Genomic DNA, 15,623 nt, shown 5'->3' on the forward strand with positions numbered 1-15,623 from the left:
TGCGCTGAACCGAAAGAAGTCCGGCCCGAATCAGTAGTCCAGACCCCAGTCAACGGTGATCTGGCGCTGCTCCAGATCCACATCGTCAACAAAGGCCGACACAAAAGGCACCAGACGCTCTTGGTCCGGCTTCACCGGTGCATCCAGGCCCGGAGGGGTGATGCGCAGCACGCTGTGCGGGCCGGCATCAATCAAGCCTTCCACCACGCCCAAGGTTTCACCCTGGCGATTGATGACCGTCAGGCCAATCAAATCGACCCAGTAATACTCATCTGGGTTGGCGCTGGGAAAAGCCGAGCGCGAGATGAAGATGCGCGCACCGCGCAAGGCTTCAGCTTGGTTTCGGTCCGCGATGTCTTGGGCGTTGGCCACAATGCCTTCGCCGTGTTCGCGCACCGACAGAATCTTTAGCAATCGCGGCAGCGGCTTGGCGCGTGCCACGACAGGGCCATTGCCCTCGGGCGCACGGAGAAACCAGCGCCGCGAGGAGAACAGCGCCTGGGCGTCGCTGGAATAGGCTTGCACCTTGAACCAGCCCTTGACGCCCCAGGCATCAAGAATGCACCCGACTTCAACCGCATCTTCGGGCCAAGCCAACTCTTCTGAGGCGGCAGGTGTGGAGCGTATATCGGCGGGTGATCTTGTCATTGCAGAATGCCTGACGTCGATTTAGACGGCAGCCTTCTTGGCCTGGGTCACCAGACGCTCGACGGTGGGCGACAGCTGGGCGCCGACACCGATCCAGTAGTTGACGCGGTCCATAGCGACGCGCAGCGGCTCAGCAGCACCGGAAGCCACGGGGTTGTAGAAACCCACGCGCTCGATGAAGCGGCCGTCACGGCGCATTTGGCTGTTTGCCACGACGATGTTGTAGAAGGGGCGCTTCTTGGAGCCGCCGCGAGCCAGACGAATTACAACCATGATGTTTCCTATGAATCTCTTGCATCCATCGCACCAGGAGACACTCAGGGCGAATAGATCGGGGTAGCGCCTCAGCCCAAAGCCCGCGCGCAAAGCCCAAAGCAATGCACAAACAAGCACTCAAACCGCAGCCGCCGTGGTTGGACCTGTAGATACGCCGAATCGCCCCTCACCCGCAATTTCTGCAGAATTTATGACTATTCGACCAGGTCCAAAACCCAGCATTATAAACTCGGACATTCAACTCGGCACAGACATGAACACAGAAAAATCCATATTTCCAGCCCAAGTGCTGATTCGACCGAGTCGCGAAGCTGATTTACCCGCCATTCAGGCGATTTATGCCCATGCAGTTGTGCACGGAACCGGGACCTTCGAGACCGAAGCACCTGCCATCGAAGAAATGGCCAAGCGTCGCGCCGAGGTTCTGAGTCGACAACTACCTTGGCTGGTCGCAGAAGTCGAAGGAAAGGTGGCGGGCTACGCCTATGCCAACTACTTCCGCCCTCGTCTGGCCTATCGCTTTTGTGTCGAGGATTCCATCTATCTGCATGCCGACCAACAAGGCAAGGGCTTAGGTCGCTTGTTGCTGGCCGAGTTGATCGCTCGTTGCGAACAAGCGGGCGCACGTCAGATGCTGGCTGTGATCGGAGACTCCGAGAACAAAGGGTCCATCGGCCTGCACCAGGCACTGGGATTTCAGGCCTCGGGGACCCTGCACAGCGCCGGTTGGAAGTTCGGCCGCTGGCTGGATGTTGTGATGATGCAGCGCACCTTGGGCCCAGGCGATCAAAGCCAACCGGAATGAGTCAAGGCATGACTAGCTACAAATCAAAAACCATCGCCACTTGGCTGGCATTGCTGCTGGGCAGCCTGGGCCTGCATCGTTTCTACCTCTATGGCCTGGGTGACAAATGGGCTTGGATGCACCCCTGGCCGACGCTCCTGGGGCTCTATGGCGTCCAACGCATGGACCTGATTGGGCAAGATGACCGACTCGCCTGGGTCTTGATGCCGATTCTTGGGCTGATGCTGGTCAACGCGACCATCACCGGCATCGTCTATGGCCTCAACTCAGACGCAGACTGGAACGCCAAGCACAACCCCGGTCAAACCATCCGACCCAGCGGTTGGGCGGTCATCATCGCGATCGTGGCCTGCGTGATGATTGGCGGCATCTGCTTGATGTCCACCATCGCCTTCAGCGCACAACGCTATTTTGAAAGCCAGATCGAAAGCCCGGCCCCGGCCGAAACACCAAACCCAGAGAGGCCTGCCAGCCCCGACAAGAAGTAGCGTCGGGGGCCAAAGACTCTCTCTGTTCAAGCGGCGCCAAGGGCTTCAGCGGGAGGCCGTCAGACGATCATATTTACCAGTCATGGCAAATCCGGGGCCTCTACCCCCCCCCTAGCCTAAGCATCGCTCAAAGACAGCGGCAGGCGCTCGATGATCTGCCCAGCCACCGCCGGCAGAAATGCGGCCAAAGCCCCAAAGCCCGGGGCACGCAGATCCTCGGCAAGCTCCAACAAGGGATGCAAGACAAAAGCGCGCTCGCAAAGCCTTGGATGCGGCACCGTCAAATGGGCCGAGTCGATCGTTTCCTGCCCGTACAACAACAGATCCAGATCCAGAGTGCGGGGCGCGTTGACATAGGGGCGCTCGCGTCCATGTTGAAGTTCGATCAATTGCAAGGCTTGCAACAAGGCCACCGCGGGCAGCGTGGTATGGAGCAAGGCAACCGCATTCAGATAATCGGGCCCGCCCGCCTCAATGGGTGCGCTGCGATAAGCCCCCGAGACCGCCACCAAGCGACATTGAGGCAGAGCCGCCATGCTGCGCAGGGCTTGCCTTAGCGTGAGCGCCAAGTCCCCCAGGTTGGCACCAAGACCAATGTATGCCAGCACCGGAGCCTCACCCGAGCCGGCGCCGAGACCTGGGTCCATTCAGCTGACGCTATCGCTCGCAGCCACGGGCTTCGCGCCCGACGGCTTGCGGCGACGACGGCGCTTCTTGGCTGGCGAGCCCTCGCCTTTGGGCTCCGCTTCACTCGATGCCTCGACTTCAGAGTCTTCAGCATCATCGGACTTGAGCGCAGATGCCGCACTCGATTTGCGAGGCAATTGATGGACCTTGCCCCCGGTGCGGCGCTGTTGTTTTTCGGCCGCGCGAGCTTCATCCAGCAAGGCCTCGCGCTCATCATCGCTGCCGAGCGCAAAGTCTTCCCACCAATCAGCCAGCGCCGGGTCAATCTCACCCGCGTCGGCCCGCAGACGCAGAAAATCGAAACCGGCCCTGTAGCGCGGCTGATCCACCAAGGTGTAGACGCCACTGCCGGTGCGCCGCTCGAATCGCGGCTGCATCATCCAGATCTCGCGCATATCGGTCGCCAACTTGCCACGCCCCGAGATGTCGCCAATGCGAGCATCAAACACGGTGTCGATGGCCAGTTGCAGAGCCGGAATTGCAGGCTCACCCGCCTCGCGATTACGCGTCCAGCGCTCCAGGACCTCAAACCACAACATGCAGGCCAGCATGAAGCTCGGCGATACACCGCGCCCCTCGGAAACGCGCAGATCGGTATCCTCGAACGCTTGTCGTACAAACTTACCGCGCACGCCCTCCGCCAGCTGACCGCTCTCGTCAAGCATCGCATCCAGAATGGGGAACACTCCAGGGATCAGGCCCTGCTTGCGCAACTCGTCCAGGCTGGCCAGCGAATGCCCAGTTTGCAAGAGCTTGATCATTTCATCAAACAAGCGCGATGCCGGCACGTTCGCCAACAACTCAGCCATGCTCTTGATGGGGGCCCGAGTCTTGGGCTCGAGCTCAAAGCCGAGCTTGGCCGCAAACCGAACCGCCCGCACGATGCGAACAGGGTCTTCGCGGTAGCGCACCTCGGGGTCGCCAATCATGCGCAAGACGCGTTTCTTGGCGTCAGCCAGCCCGCCGTGGTAGTCCACCACCAACTGGCGCTGAGGGTCGTAATACAGGGCGTTGACCGTGAAGTCACGGCGCGCCGCATCTTCGATCTGTGGCCCCCAAACGTTATCGCGCAAGACCCGGCCGGCGGCATCCACCACATGGGACTTGCCGGCCAACTCCGACTTGGAGGTCTTCTCGTTGCCCGCTACCTGCTCGGCACCTTCGTTGACCAAAAGGGCACGAAAGGTCGAGACCTCGATGACCTCGTGCTCGCGGCCACGCCCGTACACCACATGAACGATGCGAAAGCGCCGGCCAATGATGAAAGCGCGCCGAAACAAACCCTTGACCTGCTCCGGCGTGGCATTGGTCGCCACATCAAAATCCTTGGGACGCATGCCCAACAACAAGTCGCGCACCGCACCACCGACGATATAGGCCTCAAACCCAGCATCGGTGAGGGTCTGCACCACTCGCACGGCTCGCTCATCCAGCAAACTCGGGTCGATGCCATGCTCGGCAAGCTGCACTTCAACTCGCTTGCCCAGAGGACTCTTGCCCGCGCTGGCGACTTTGACCGCCTTGGCCACTTTGGCCAGCGAGGGCTTGCCCAGCAGCTTGTCTATGAATTTTTTGATCATGCGAACAGATTCAGAATGGGCCAGCCGCGCGCGGACGCAATGTCCGCCAAAGCTGGGGTCGGATTGGTCGCCACCGGGTGGCTGACCAAGTCCAGAAGTGGCAAATCATTGACCGAATCACTGTAGAAGGTGACGCGCTCGAAATCCTGCCATTGTCGCCCCAAGTCCGCCAGCCAATCCTGCACCCGACTGATCTTGCCCGCCTGATACGACGGCACGCCTTGCACCGCGCCGGTGTAACCCCCTGCCCCATCACGCGCCAACTCAACCGCAATCAGGTGCTCTACCCCAAACGCACGAGCAATCGGCTCGGTCACGAATTCGTTGGTGGCTGTGACGATGGCCACCAAATCTCCGGCCTCCTGGTGCTGGCGTACCAAGGCTCGCGCCTTGTCTTGCAACATCGGCGTCATCACTTCTTGCATAAAGCGTTCACGCGCCGCATGCGCCTCAGCCAAGGGCCGACGACGCCACACCGCCGTAGCGAAGTTGATGTACTCGTCAAGATCGAGCCGCCCCGCTTGATACTGTGCATAAAACTCATCATTGCGCCGCCGCCATTGCTCGCCATCAGCCCAGCCGATATCGACCATAAAAGCACCAAACGCATGGTCAGAATCGCTGGGGATCAGCGTGCCGTCGAGATCAAACAGAGTCAAATTCATCCAACAAGTCCTTCATCGGCCAACATCTGGCGCAGCAGGGGCACCGTTACCGCTCGTTTGGCGGCTAGCGCGAATTCATCCAAGCGATCGAGCAAGCGCATCAAGTGCTTGAGATCGCGAGCGAAACGGGTCAACAAATAGTCCATCACCTCATCACCCAGCAAGATGCCACGCCGGTCAGCCTCTCGCCGCAGCGCGGCGCGCGTTTCCAGCTCGGACAGCGGTTGCAGGGCAAAGGTCGGCCCCCAACCCAAACGGGTCCGGAGGTCTTCGCGCAATTGCAAATCAGTGGGTGGAGCACTGCCGGTTGCAACCACGGCCAAGCCATCCGTAGCCGCCTCGACAAACAGGGCAAAGGCTGCATGCTGCTGACCCGCATCGAAGCGCTCACAGTCATCGAGAATCAGCAAACTGGGTTGACTGGGCAACTCCCAGGGCAATGCGGTCTCGGCGTCATACCATCCAACTTGGGCACCACCATCTTGCCAACGCTGGGCCAAAGCACGCAGCACATGCGTCTTGCCCGAGCCCGGCGGACCCCAAAGAAACACAGGCGCCTCGCCGACGTTGCCCGGCTTGAGCGCTTGCACATGAGCCAAGGCCGCGCTATTGGCCCCGGGCAAGAAGTTTTCAAAAGTGAAGATTGGCTCGGGACCAATCGCAAGCGGTATTTGTTTCAAAACCCAAACATCCCAGATCCAGGAAGGCACGCAAGCAAAACCCCGGCCTTGACGCGCTCGCCTCCCCTACAAATACCCAAAATCCACACAGCGGGCTTATTCAAATCAGCGGGCGCGATTCTAGTGGGCAGCAAGACCGCCCCCTCAATGCAGCGGCGGCGCGCCGCGCTGGCGCAATTGACTCAATCGACTGCGCAGCATCTCGGCATCCGGCGCACCCGGCGTTTGCTCAAGATAGAAAGCCAAGTCATCGGCCGCCGCACTCCAATGCGCCAGCGACTCCAACATCAATCCTCGATCGCGCCGCTCCTTGGCATCCTCAGGCAAGAGCACCACCAACCGCTGTTGAACCGCAAGAAGACGCGCATCATCGGATGCCGCACGGTGGATCTCCTTCAGATTCCGCAAGATGCGAGCCAACACCTCGCGCGGCTTGGCGGTTTGCAAAAACAAGTCCACCGGCAGATCCAAATCACCCTGAAACCCGCTATTGCTACGAAAGCTCTGCAAAAACTCATCCAAGCGTGAGCGCGACAAAGAATCGCCGGTAAAGGGATCCAGGATCAACTCGCCATTGCCCATGCTCAGCTTGACCAGAAAATGCCCTGGGAAAGCAACACCCTGAGCCCGCAAACCGAGATGCGTCGCCAGTTCCAAGAAAATCACGGCCAAGGTGATCGGAATGCCGCGCCGGGTCTCCAAGACGCGGTGCACCAAGCTGTTGTCCCGGTCGTAGTAATTGTTCAGATTGCCGGCAAAACCCAATTCTTGATAGAAAAAGTGCAACAGGGTTTGCAGCTTGTGGCGCGCCGAAGCGTCGGCCGGCAGTCGCTTGCGTAGACGCTGCGCCAGAGCATCGACCTCAGCCAAGACCGACTGCACATCCAGGGCCGGGTAGTCATCCTGCGCAATCGAAACCGCCGCCTCAAGCAGACTCAGGCCGGCATCTTCCGCGACCAAGCTTGAAAAATACTCTAGCGGTGTCGGCGCTTGCCATCGCAAAGAAAGGCTCATGACCTGAGTTTAGGCGGGCTGTAAAGACTTAAACGCGGCGAATGAACTGCCGCAAGCGCAAGCCCATCAGGGCCAGCAAGGAGAAGTACAGCAAGGCGGCAGCCCCCAAACTGGCCGCCATGAGCAAAGCCCTCTGGCCCTCTGTCGCGGCCAAAGCGATCCAATCAACGCGCCAAGACAGCTGCTGCAGCAAAGCGCCCAAGGCAGCACTGGCAATCACCACCTTGATGCTGAATCGAACCCAACCCGGCGCCGGCTTGTAGCTACCCAGTTTGCGCAGTCCGCGCATCAGCCAAAAGGCATTCACAAGCGCCCCCACCCCAATGGACAAGGCCAAACCAGCCACCCCCACAAGAGGCACAAAGAACACATTCAAAACCTGGGTCAAGGCCAAGACCGCAATGGCAATTCGCACGGGCGTACGAGTCTCCTGCCGCGCATAAAACCCGGGCGCCAACACCTTGACCGCCAGCAAGCCCAACAAGCCGACGCCCCACCCCATCACTGCGCGCGCAGTCTCCACCACATCGGCAGGCAAAAAGGCCTTGCGGTGATAGAGCACCGCAACCAAGGGCTCCGCAAACAGCAACAAGGCAGCAGCACAAGGCAGGCCAAACAAGAGCACCATGCGCAAACCCCAGTCCAGCATGTCCGAATACTGGGCCTCGTCTCCCTTTGCTTGAGCCGCCGACAGTTGCGGCGTCAATACCGCAGCGAGAGCCACCCCAAGCAAGGCCATCGGAAACTCCATCAAGCGATCGGCGTAGTTCAACCACGAGGTCGCCCCGACGGCGATGTGGCTGGAAATCTGCGTGTTGATCAACAAGGACAGCTGCGCCACACCCACACCCAAGAGGGCCGGCCCCATCTGCTTGAGCACATTCCCCACACCGGGATGCTCAGCGGAGGCCCGCACACCGCCCGGCGTGAACGCCAAGCGCGGGCGCACGCCAATGCGCCGCAACACGGGGATCTGTATGGCCAGTTGCAACAAGCCCCCCAGCATCACGCCCAGGGCCATGGCATAAATGCCCGGATAACCCCAGCGCTCCATATACGGCGTCAACCACCACCCCGCCGCCAGCACCGACATATTCAACAAGACCGGCGTCGCAGCGGGGATCAAGAAGCGCTTCCAGGTGTTCAAAATGCCTGCGGACAGCGCCACCATCGACATGCAGCCGATGTAGGGGAACATCCAGCGCGTCATCACCACGGACGCCTGCTGCCCCTCGTCCGGCATGCCAGAACCCAGCAACCAGACCAAAACAGGCGCGCCCACCACGCCAATCACGCAGGTGACGACCAAGGCCCAAAGCAAAACCGTGGCCACGGCATCAATCAAGCGATGGGTGGCCTGCTCACCTTCCTTGGCGTAGGTTGCGGCCAGCACCGGCACAAACGCTTGAGAGAAAGCCCCCTCAGCAAACAGCCGGCGCAGCATGTTCGGAATACGAAACGCGACCAAGAAGGCATCCGACATCGCGCCAGCACCGAACATGGCTGCTTGCATCTGTTCGCGCATCAAGCCCGTGATGCGGGACGCCAAAGTCAGTATCGAAATGAGGGATGCGGCACGAAGCAGATTCATGAATAAAGGCCGACTGGTTTCAGCGCGACAAAGCGGACGTGGGCGCCAATTGTTCAAAGCGCAGGGGGCGCATTATGATGGCAGCGCATTACAGAAATGCATTCGAGCCGCACATATCAATTGAATCACCTTGATTTGAGTGCTATACTCGCGGTCTTTGCACCAACTGGGTAGAATCACAGCATGGCATCCTCTTCAAAAGTTAAGAAGACCGTCCGTTCGGCATCGGGCCTCAAGCGCGCTCGCCAGGACATCAAACTGAACGCAGCCAACACGGCTTTGCGCTCCAAATTCCGTACGGTCATCAAGAACGTGCAAAAAGCTGTCCTGACTGGCGACAAGGCCAAGGCAGCTGATTTGTTCAAGACTGCTCAAGCTGTCATCGACTCGGTCGCTGACAAGGGCATCTTCCACAAGAACAAGGCCGCTCGCCACAAGAGCCGCCTGTCGGCAAAAATCAAGGCGCTGGCCGCCTAAATACCAGTTCTGGTGCAAAGATAAAGCCCGCTGTTCAGCGGGCTTTTTCATTTCCGCTCCGCAACACACACCGCACTTTCAAGAAGAGCTCAATGCCATTGCCCTTGAGCCAAGCCCTGCATATGACGCAGATGCAACCACTCTGCGACGGCACGAGCCACCCAGGCCGGATCATCCAAAGGCAGGTCATGCCCCGCTTCCGGGTGTAGACGCAGAGGCGCGCCCCAAGCTCGGCTGATCGCCTGCGAGCAACGCCAATCCACCAGTCGATCCGCCTTGCTACACAACAGCAATACAGGCGCATCAGGCCGGCGCAAGCCAACTTTGAAGCGAGCAGCGGCCCGCAATTGCCGCGCCGTATTGCGAAGGCTCACCGGATGTTTGGCCTGCAAAGCCACCCAATGGTCCAAGACTTCTGCTGGCTTTGTCTGCAAATTGGCCGTCATGCGAAGTACCTTGGCCTCGCGCTGACGCAAGCTCAGATTCGACAAACTCAAGACCAGAAACTTCAGATAATTGAGCGGCCGCAAGCGCCGATAGAACGGGCTGAAGGGACGCAGGCTTGTGTTGATCAAGACAGCAGCACTGACCTCTTGCGGATAGCGCGCCGCCCAATCGCTGGCCACCATGGCACCCAAAGACATGGCCAATAGATGCACCGGACCGCTGACGCCGATTTGCACCAGGCGCGCGCGGCATGACTCCACCATATCCGAGACGCAAGTCGGGCTGGTTTCTGCATGCAGCAAACCATTGCCCGGCAGATCCAGCATCAGGAGCCGCACCCCCGCCTGCTCGGCCTCGAGTTGCTGACCAAGGAGCGCCGGAAACTCACCCCAATGCCCGCTTTCGCGCGCCAGGCCGCGCAGCAGCACCCAGGTGGCAGGCGTAGGGGCCACGACCGAAGACGAAGCCGGCGCCTTCATGCCGCCAGCACTCCCTGTCTGTACCAACGATTCAAGGCTCGCTCCTCATGCCAGGCCCGCTGAGTCCGAGTCGGCAGCCAGCGCGGCATGCCCGCGGCCGCTCGCATCACGAAGTCCAACCACGCCATATGGCGGCGCAACACACGCTGCTGTCGATGCTCGATCAAGGGATTGAACATGCCTCTGCGCGAAAAAAGCTGCCGCGGATTTTTCTTCACCCAAATCCAAGACCCCATCTCTAAAGTGAGTGGCAACAGCAAACTGCTGCCACGATCGCAAGCCAAACGATACAAATGATCCCACAGGTCGCCGTGGGTCAAGTATTGGCGGCTCTGCGGCTCAAACACATAGCGATGCTGAGCATGAGTCTGATCCAAGATCTGGCACAAGGCATGCATCTCGGCCAGATGGGGAATCGGCTTGGCAGTATGTGCATAGGGAAACCAGATCCGATCCGCCAAGCCAAAGCCCGAATGGCAGTCCACCGCGATTGAGCAACCGTGAGTCAGCATCTCGCGCTCGACAAAGTCGACCACGGCCTGACTTTCCAGTTCCATCGGCGCATTGGCTGGGCCGCGATACCAGGGCAATTTGGGGCTTAGTCTTTGCCCTCCCAGCAGAGGTGGCGCCGCAGACCCCGCATCAACAGGCGCATTGCGCATTAAATCCACACCCCGGGGATTGGCGCGTGTTCCAAGCCACAAGCCACCCGGATTGACCATAGGCACGAACACCCAGCGCAAGGTCTCCAACATCTGGTGCAAGCTGCTATCCCATCTCAGGCGCGACACCAAGCTGGCCAAAAAGGCGGTCACCAACTCTGCGCCGATGCGCTCCAAGCCATGCACCCCCCCAAAGAAGCCGACTGCGGGAACGCCAGGATCCGGATTCCCCATCACATAGGCATGGACCGGCAGACTGCCCACTCCAACAGGAACATCGCACAGATGCTGCCGTTGCAAAAAAGGGCTACCCTGCTCCAACAAGCGCTCTAGCACCGAGTACTCGACCAAGGCCGGCATTTGATCCACCGTCGCTCCCAGTTTTGCGCAATCCGACCCCGGGCGCACGGCGCGGAGCATAGCTGCTGGCCAAGCATGAGCGCGCAGTACTTTTCACCTCGATGCACTGACACGAAAACGTCACGCGCGGCAACTAAGCTCGCTCCTTCAATAAGGACAGTGCCTGACACGCGCTTCTTTGCTGCATCAACAGCGCAGGTTTGCCCGATGCCATCCGAGACCGTCATTCAACAGTTCAAACCCACCCTACGCTCACGCTTGGCCTTGAGTCGGGCCATGCTGTTGGGGCTGATCGAATGGGTGGCACTGCTGCGCGCGCGCAAGCCCCGCAACTGAACCCAGCCTCAGGCGGAAGGCTTGCTGTTCGACGAGGGCTCGGGCAGCAGACATGCTTCCGCCACTTGGAGCTCGTTGTCTCGGGCAAAGTTCATCACAAAGTCCCAGGCCATGGGCTCGAGCTTCTTCAACTCTTCATTCACGATGACGCACTTGACGCCATTGATGACCCGCGGCACGCACAAAGGCGAGTAACCGATATGGGCGCCAATGCCCCCGCGCACGCCGCCGGGACGAAAGCAAGACATGGCCCCGGCCAAACGCTCGGCCCAATCGCTGGGTCGAAAAGTACGACCCGCCAACGTCACCCCTTGGATGAAGACTTCACGCGGTTTGGCTGGAGGCTGACTCATGCTGAGGGAAATGACTCACGTTCCTGCACCTTCAACGCACGGTCTGAGCGACCCGATTGAAGGCATGAACAAGGTTTTGGACAAGCCGTATTGTGCCTTGCTTGTGCTGCGCCGCAGCACCGGTCCGAACGCAAGGAAGAACATTCGCACGTGTCAGCCCCTTGTCAGATGCTTACCAATGGTCGCCCCGTAGAATGCCGCGACGCCCAAACCCCAACTCATGGGGCCGGCGTCTTGGTTTTTGACACCCCCGCTTGATATGGAGAGTTGATGAACGCCCCCGCAGTCTCGTCTGAATTGCCGTCCGAACCGCATGTGATGCAAACCTATGGCCGCCTGCCGATTGCGCTGTCGCACGGCCAAGGGTGCTGGGTCTGGGACGTCAAGGGCCGACGATACCTGGACGGACTCGGTGGCATCGCGGTCAACACCCTCGGCCACGCTCATCCGAGGCTGGTGCCGGCTCTGCAGGAACAAGTGGCAAAGCTGATTCACACCAGCAACTACTACCATGTGCCCTTGCAGGAGGAACTCGCAGCCAAGCTCTGCGAGTTGTCCGGCCTGGATGTTGCATTTTTCTGCAACAGCGGCCTGGAGGCCAATGAAGCCGCGTTGAAGATTGCCCGCAAGTTCGGCCATGACCGCGGCAATCACAAACCTGAGGTGATGGTGTTCGAGGGGGCCTTCCATGGCCGCTCCATCGCCACCCTTTCGGCCACGGCCAACCCAAAGATTCATGCCGGCTTTGGGCCGCTGGTTGCTGGTTTTGTCCGCGTCCCCTTGAACAATATCGAGGCCGTGCGTGCAGCTTTGGCGGCCCACCCCCAGATCACCGCCGTGTTCCTGGAGACCATCCAGGGCGAAGGCGGCGTCAACCCGGCGCGTATCGAGTTCTTGCAAGCGCTGCGCCAGGTCTGCGATGAGCACGACATCCTCCTGATGCTGGACGAGGTGCAATGCGGCATCGGCCGCACCGGCAAGTGGTTCGCCCATCAATGGGCCGGCATTCAACCCGATGTGATGCCCCTGGCCAAGGGCCTGGGCTCGGGCGTGCCGATTGGCGCGGTGGTCTGCGGGCCGCGCGCGGCCAAGGTCATGCAACCAGGCAACCATGGCACCACATTTGGCGGCAACCCGCTGGCCATGCGTGCCGGGGTTGAAACGCTCAAGATCATGAGCGAAGACGGCCTTTTGGCCAATGCCGAGAAAGTAGGCGCCGAGTTGAAAGCCGCCTTGCAAGCGGGCTTGGCCGGCGTGGCGGGCGTCAAGGAAGTGCGCGGCCAAGGCTTGATGCTGGGCATCGAGTTGGATCGACCCTGTGGCGTCCTGCTGGGCCGTGCGGCCGAAGCCGGCCTGATGATCAGCGTGACGGCCGACAAGGTCGTTCGTCTGGTGCCGGCGCTGATTTTGAACAGCGACGAAGCGGCCCAGATTGCCGCCCTCCTCGTGCCGCTGATCAAGACCTTTTTGTCGGAGCCCACACCATGAAGCCCGGCAAGGCCCTGATGCGCCACTACCTTCAGTTCAAGGACTTCCGCGCCGAGGAGTACGCCTATCTGTTCGAACGCGCCGCCATCATCAAGCGCCGCTTCAAGAACTACGAGCGCTACCAACCGCTGGCCGACCGGTCCATGGCCATGATCTTCGAGAAGGCCAGTACCCGCACCCGCGTCAGCTTCGAAGCCGGCATGTACCAGATGGGCGGCTCGGTGGTGCATCTGACCACCGGAGACAGCCAACTCGGCCGGGCCGAGCCGATCGAAGACAGCGCCCGCGTGATCAGCCGCATGGTTGACTTGGTGATGATTCGCACCTTTGAGCAGACCAAGATCGAGCGCTTTGCCGCCCATTCACGGGTGCCGGTCATCAACGGTTTGACCAATGAGTACCACCCCTGCCAGATCCTGGCCGATTTGTTCACCTTCATCGAAGCGCGCGGCATGAACCAGCGCGGCATCGTCGATGTTGACTGCCTCAAGGGTCGGGTCGTCGCCTGGGTGGGGGACGGCAACAATATGGCCAACACTTGGCTGCAAGCGGCAGAGATCCTGGGCTTCACCGTCCATGTCAGCACGCCCAGCGGCTACGAGGTGGACGCGCAGGTGGCCGGCATCCAGAACAGCGATTGCTACAAGGTCTTCAAGAACCCGCTCGATGCCTGCCGCAATGCCGATCTGGTCACCACCGATGTCTGGACCAGCATGGGCTTTGAGGCCGAGAACGACAAGCGCCGCACAGCCTTTGCCGACTGGTGCGTCGATGCCGAGATGATGGGCGTGGCCAAGCCCGACGCTCTTTTCATGCACTGCCTGCCCGCTCATCGCGGCGAAGAGGTCACCGCCGACGTCATCGACGGCCCCCAATCCGTCGTCTGGGATGAGGCTGAGAATCGCATGCATGTGCAAAAGGCACTCATGGAGTACCTTTTGCTAGGCCGCATCGGCTGAAAGCCGAGGCGCGCCCAGCCCGACAGGGCCGCATGCGATTCGGGGCGCACTCACTTGGCACGCAGCCAAGTGAAGCCGCGCAAGCGGCGGGTGCGCACCAAAACAGAATGCACGTGCAGAAGGCACTCATGGAGTACCTTCTGCTCGGCCGCATCGGCTGAAAGCCGAGGCGCGCCCGGCCCGGCAGGGCCGGATGCGATTCGGCGCGCACCCTGATCCAACCGGATCAGGGCCTCGAAAAAGCGCAAACGCAGTCTGTCACTTTGCGCCGTTAGGCTGAGTGCCGTATCAAGCCCAGTCCGGGCTTGAGTTTGCTTCTCGGACCTCACGCCATGAAGAAACTTCTTGCCTTCAGCGCAGCACTCCTCAGCATCGGTGCCGTTCAGGCCGAAGCGCTTTCGCTCAGCTACATCGGCCAACAGATTGTTGAATCCGGTCGCAGTTATGCCGGCACCACCGTCGGCGGCCTCTCAGGCATCGACTACAACGCCGCCACGGGCCGCTATCTGGCCATCAGCGACGACCGCAGTTCCATCAACCCGGCGCGCTTTTACGAACTGAGCCTGGACATCTCCAAGTTCCAGCGCAGCGCCACAGCCAACAGCGCCGGCGTCAGCTTCAATGCGGTGACCACGATTGTCAACATCGACGGCAAGCCTTTTGCCGCCAACCAGGTCGACCCCGAGAGCCTGCGCTTGGATGCGGCACGCAATCGCATCTACTGGAGCAATGAGGGCCAACGGGCCGCGGCCGGTTTCCAAGACCCCACCGTGCGCAGCATGAATCTGGACGGCAGCTACGCCGGGGCATTCAGCATCCCGGAGCGTTTCAAGCCCAGCGGCTCGAACAGCGGCTTGAACGCTGGCGACCGCGGCATCTACAACAATCTGGCTTTTGAAAGCCTGACCCTGTCCAAGGATGGCAAGACCTTGTGGACCGCCACCGAGAACGCGCTGAGCCAAGACGATCTGCCCGCGACTGTGGGCAAGGGCAGCAACGCACGGTTGCTGTCTTTCGATCTGAGCACGGGCAAGGCGGGCGCCGAGTACGTCTATCAAGTCGATGCCGTGGCCCTGCCCCCGACACCCGCTGGCGGATTTGCCACCAACGGTCTGACCGAATTGCTGGCGCTGGATGATCGCCAATTCATCGCCATCGAACGCTCATTCAGTGCGGGAGCGGTCACGCCCGGTACGTCCCCAAGCGGCAATCCCACAGGCAACACCATTCGCCTGTACTACGTCGATGCACGCCAGGCGACGGATGTGTCCGGCCTGGACTCCCTGAAGGGCGAAACCTTCACCGCCATGAGCAAAGAACTGCTGCTGGACCTGTCGTCCTTGAAGAACGACGACGGCTCCGCCCTGGCCCTGGACAATATCGAGGGCATCACCTTGGGCCCCGTCATCGACGGCAAGCAGACCTTGATCCTGGTGTCGGACAACAACTTCGGCGCCACGCAATTCACGCAATTCGTTGCACTGTCGATCCAAGCGCCGGTCCCGGAACCCGAAAGCTACGCCCTGCTGCTGGCCGGCCTCGGCCTGCTGAGCTTGGTGGCCCGCCAGCAAGGCATGCGCGCAGGCTAGGCCCGAGATCGGCATCAGCCCGACGTCAGGCAAACATGG

General features: G+C 60.5%; 18 protein-coding genes. 7 read left to right on the forward strand and 11 right to left on the reverse strand.

Annotation, left to right across the window (positions count from 1 at the left end):
* Positions 1-30 precede the first annotated feature (30 nt).
* On the reverse strand, positions 31-648 hold the full coding sequence (gene rimM, locus ACOVRJ_RS13905; RefSeq protein WP_422044444.1) for a ribosome maturation factor RimM: 618 nt from the start codon (positions 646-648) through the stop codon (positions 31-33).
* A gap of 21 nt (positions 649-669) precedes the next feature.
* Positions 670-921 carry a 30S ribosomal protein S16 gene (gene rpsP, locus ACOVRJ_RS13910; protein WP_263540094.1) on the reverse strand — a complete coding sequence of 84 codons (252 nt, stop codon included), beginning with the start codon at positions 919-921 and terminating at the stop codon, positions 670-672.
* A gap of 256 nt (positions 922-1,177) precedes the next feature.
* Here rpsP and ACOVRJ_RS13915 point away from each other — a divergent pair, with 256 nt between their 5' ends.
* Positions 1,178-1,729 carry a GNAT family N-acetyltransferase gene (locus ACOVRJ_RS13915; RefSeq protein ID WP_422044445.1) on the forward strand — a complete coding sequence of 184 codons (552 nt, stop codon included), beginning with the start codon at positions 1,178-1,180 and terminating at the stop codon, positions 1,727-1,729.
* Between the two features lie 8 nt (positions 1,730-1,737).
* Positions 1,738-2,217 (forward strand): NINE protein, encoded by a 480-nt coding sequence (locus tag ACOVRJ_RS13920; RefSeq protein ID WP_422044446.1) that lies wholly within the window; start codon positions 1,738-1,740, stop codon positions 2,215-2,217.
* Positions 2,218-2,333: 116 nt separating this feature from the next.
* Here the strand turns inward: ACOVRJ_RS13920 and folK are convergent, their stop codons facing one another.
* From folK to murJ, 6 genes are all read right to left on the reverse strand, one after another.
* Positions 2,334-2,864 (reverse strand): 2-amino-4-hydroxy-6-hydroxymethyldihydropteridine diphosphokinase, encoded by a 531-nt coding sequence (folK, locus tag ACOVRJ_RS13925; protein ID WP_422044447.1) that lies wholly within the window; start codon positions 2,862-2,864, stop codon positions 2,334-2,336.
* On the reverse strand, positions 2,865-4,484 hold the full coding sequence (gene pcnB, locus ACOVRJ_RS13930) for a polynucleotide adenylyltransferase PcnB (protein WP_422044448.1): 1,620 nt from the start codon (positions 4,482-4,484) through the stop codon (positions 2,865-2,867).
* The gene (locus tag ACOVRJ_RS13935) at positions 4,481-5,149 is read right to left on the reverse strand and encodes an HAD family hydrolase (protein WP_422044449.1); all 669 of its coding nucleotides are present in this window, start codon (positions 5,147-5,149) and stop codon (positions 4,481-4,483) included. Before ACOVRJ_RS13935 ends, pcnB begins: the two co-directional genes overlap by 4 nt.
* Positions 5,146-5,829 (reverse strand): DnaA regulatory inactivator Hda, encoded by a 684-nt coding sequence (hda, locus tag ACOVRJ_RS13940; protein WP_422044450.1) that lies wholly within the window; start codon positions 5,827-5,829, stop codon positions 5,146-5,148. Before hda ends, ACOVRJ_RS13935 begins: the two co-directional genes overlap by 4 nt.
* 144 nt (positions 5,830-5,973) lie before the next feature.
* The gene (locus ACOVRJ_RS13945; RefSeq protein WP_422044451.1) at positions 5,974-6,843 is read right to left on the reverse strand and encodes a SirB1 family protein; all 870 of its coding nucleotides are present in this window, start codon (positions 6,841-6,843) and stop codon (positions 5,974-5,976) included.
* Positions 6,844-6,871: 28 nt separating this feature from the next.
* On the reverse strand, positions 6,872-8,434 hold the full coding sequence (gene murJ / locus ACOVRJ_RS13950) for a murein biosynthesis integral membrane protein MurJ (RefSeq protein WP_422044452.1): 1,563 nt from the start codon (positions 8,432-8,434) through the stop codon (positions 6,872-6,874).
* Between the two features lie 183 nt (positions 8,435-8,617).
* Between murJ and rpsT the strand changes: the two genes are divergently transcribed.
* Positions 8,618-8,911 (forward strand): 30S ribosomal protein S20, encoded by a 294-nt coding sequence (gene rpsT, locus ACOVRJ_RS13955; RefSeq protein WP_422044453.1) that lies wholly within the window; start codon positions 8,618-8,620, stop codon positions 8,909-8,911.
* A gap of 89 nt (positions 8,912-9,000) precedes the next feature.
* Here the strand turns inward: rpsT and ACOVRJ_RS13960 are convergent, their stop codons facing one another.
* Together ACOVRJ_RS13960 and ACOVRJ_RS13965 are read right to left on the reverse strand one after the other, a co-directional pair.
* Positions 9,001-9,837 carry an alpha/beta fold hydrolase gene (locus tag ACOVRJ_RS13960; protein ID WP_422044454.1) on the reverse strand — a complete coding sequence of 279 codons (837 nt, stop codon included), beginning with the start codon at positions 9,835-9,837 and terminating at the stop codon, positions 9,001-9,003.
* Positions 9,834-10,859, reverse strand: coding sequence for a M14 family zinc carboxypeptidase (locus tag ACOVRJ_RS13965; RefSeq protein WP_422044477.1), 1,026 nt, complete (start codon positions 10,857-10,859; stop codon positions 9,834-9,836). Before ACOVRJ_RS13965 ends, ACOVRJ_RS13960 begins: the two co-directional genes overlap by 4 nt.
* 207 nt (positions 10,860-11,066) lie before the next feature.
* Between ACOVRJ_RS13965 and ACOVRJ_RS13970 the strand changes: the two genes are divergently transcribed.
* Complete coding sequence (locus tag ACOVRJ_RS13970) at positions 11,067-11,195, forward strand: hypothetical protein (RefSeq protein WP_422044455.1); 129 nt, start codon at positions 11,067-11,069, stop codon at positions 11,193-11,195.
* A gap of 8 nt (positions 11,196-11,203) precedes the next feature.
* On the opposite strand, the gene ACOVRJ_RS13975 is transcribed toward ACOVRJ_RS13970, so the two are convergent.
* Positions 11,204-11,548, reverse strand: coding sequence for a DUF3579 domain-containing protein (locus ACOVRJ_RS13975; protein WP_422044456.1), 345 nt, complete (start codon positions 11,546-11,548; stop codon positions 11,204-11,206).
* 270 nt (positions 11,549-11,818) lie between these two features.
* Here ACOVRJ_RS13975 and ACOVRJ_RS13980 point away from each other — a divergent pair, with 270 nt between their 5' ends.
* The 3 genes from ACOVRJ_RS13980 to ACOVRJ_RS13990 all read left to right on the forward strand — a co-directional run bounded on the left by ACOVRJ_RS13980 (position 11,819) and on the right by ACOVRJ_RS13990 (position 15,584).
* Entirely contained in the window at positions 11,819-13,036 is a 1,218-nt protein-coding gene (locus ACOVRJ_RS13980; protein WP_422044457.1) for an aspartate aminotransferase family protein, read from the forward strand.
* Complete coding sequence (gene argF / locus ACOVRJ_RS13985; RefSeq protein ID WP_422044458.1) at positions 13,033-13,995, forward strand: ornithine carbamoyltransferase; 963 nt, start codon at positions 13,033-13,035, stop codon at positions 13,993-13,995. Before ACOVRJ_RS13980 ends, argF begins: the two co-directional genes overlap by 4 nt.
* A gap of 332 nt (positions 13,996-14,327) precedes the next feature.
* Positions 14,328-15,584, forward strand: a complete 1,257-nt coding sequence (locus ACOVRJ_RS13990; RefSeq protein WP_422044459.1) for an esterase-like activity of phytase family protein — start codon at positions 14,328-14,330, stop codon at positions 15,582-15,584.
* Positions 15,585-15,623 lie beyond the last annotated feature (39 nt).

The sequence above is a fragment of the Roseateles sp. genome (assembly GCF_049240545.1).
Classification (GTDB): domain Bacteria; phylum Pseudomonadota; class Gammaproteobacteria; order Burkholderiales; family Burkholderiaceae_C; genus Paucibacter_A.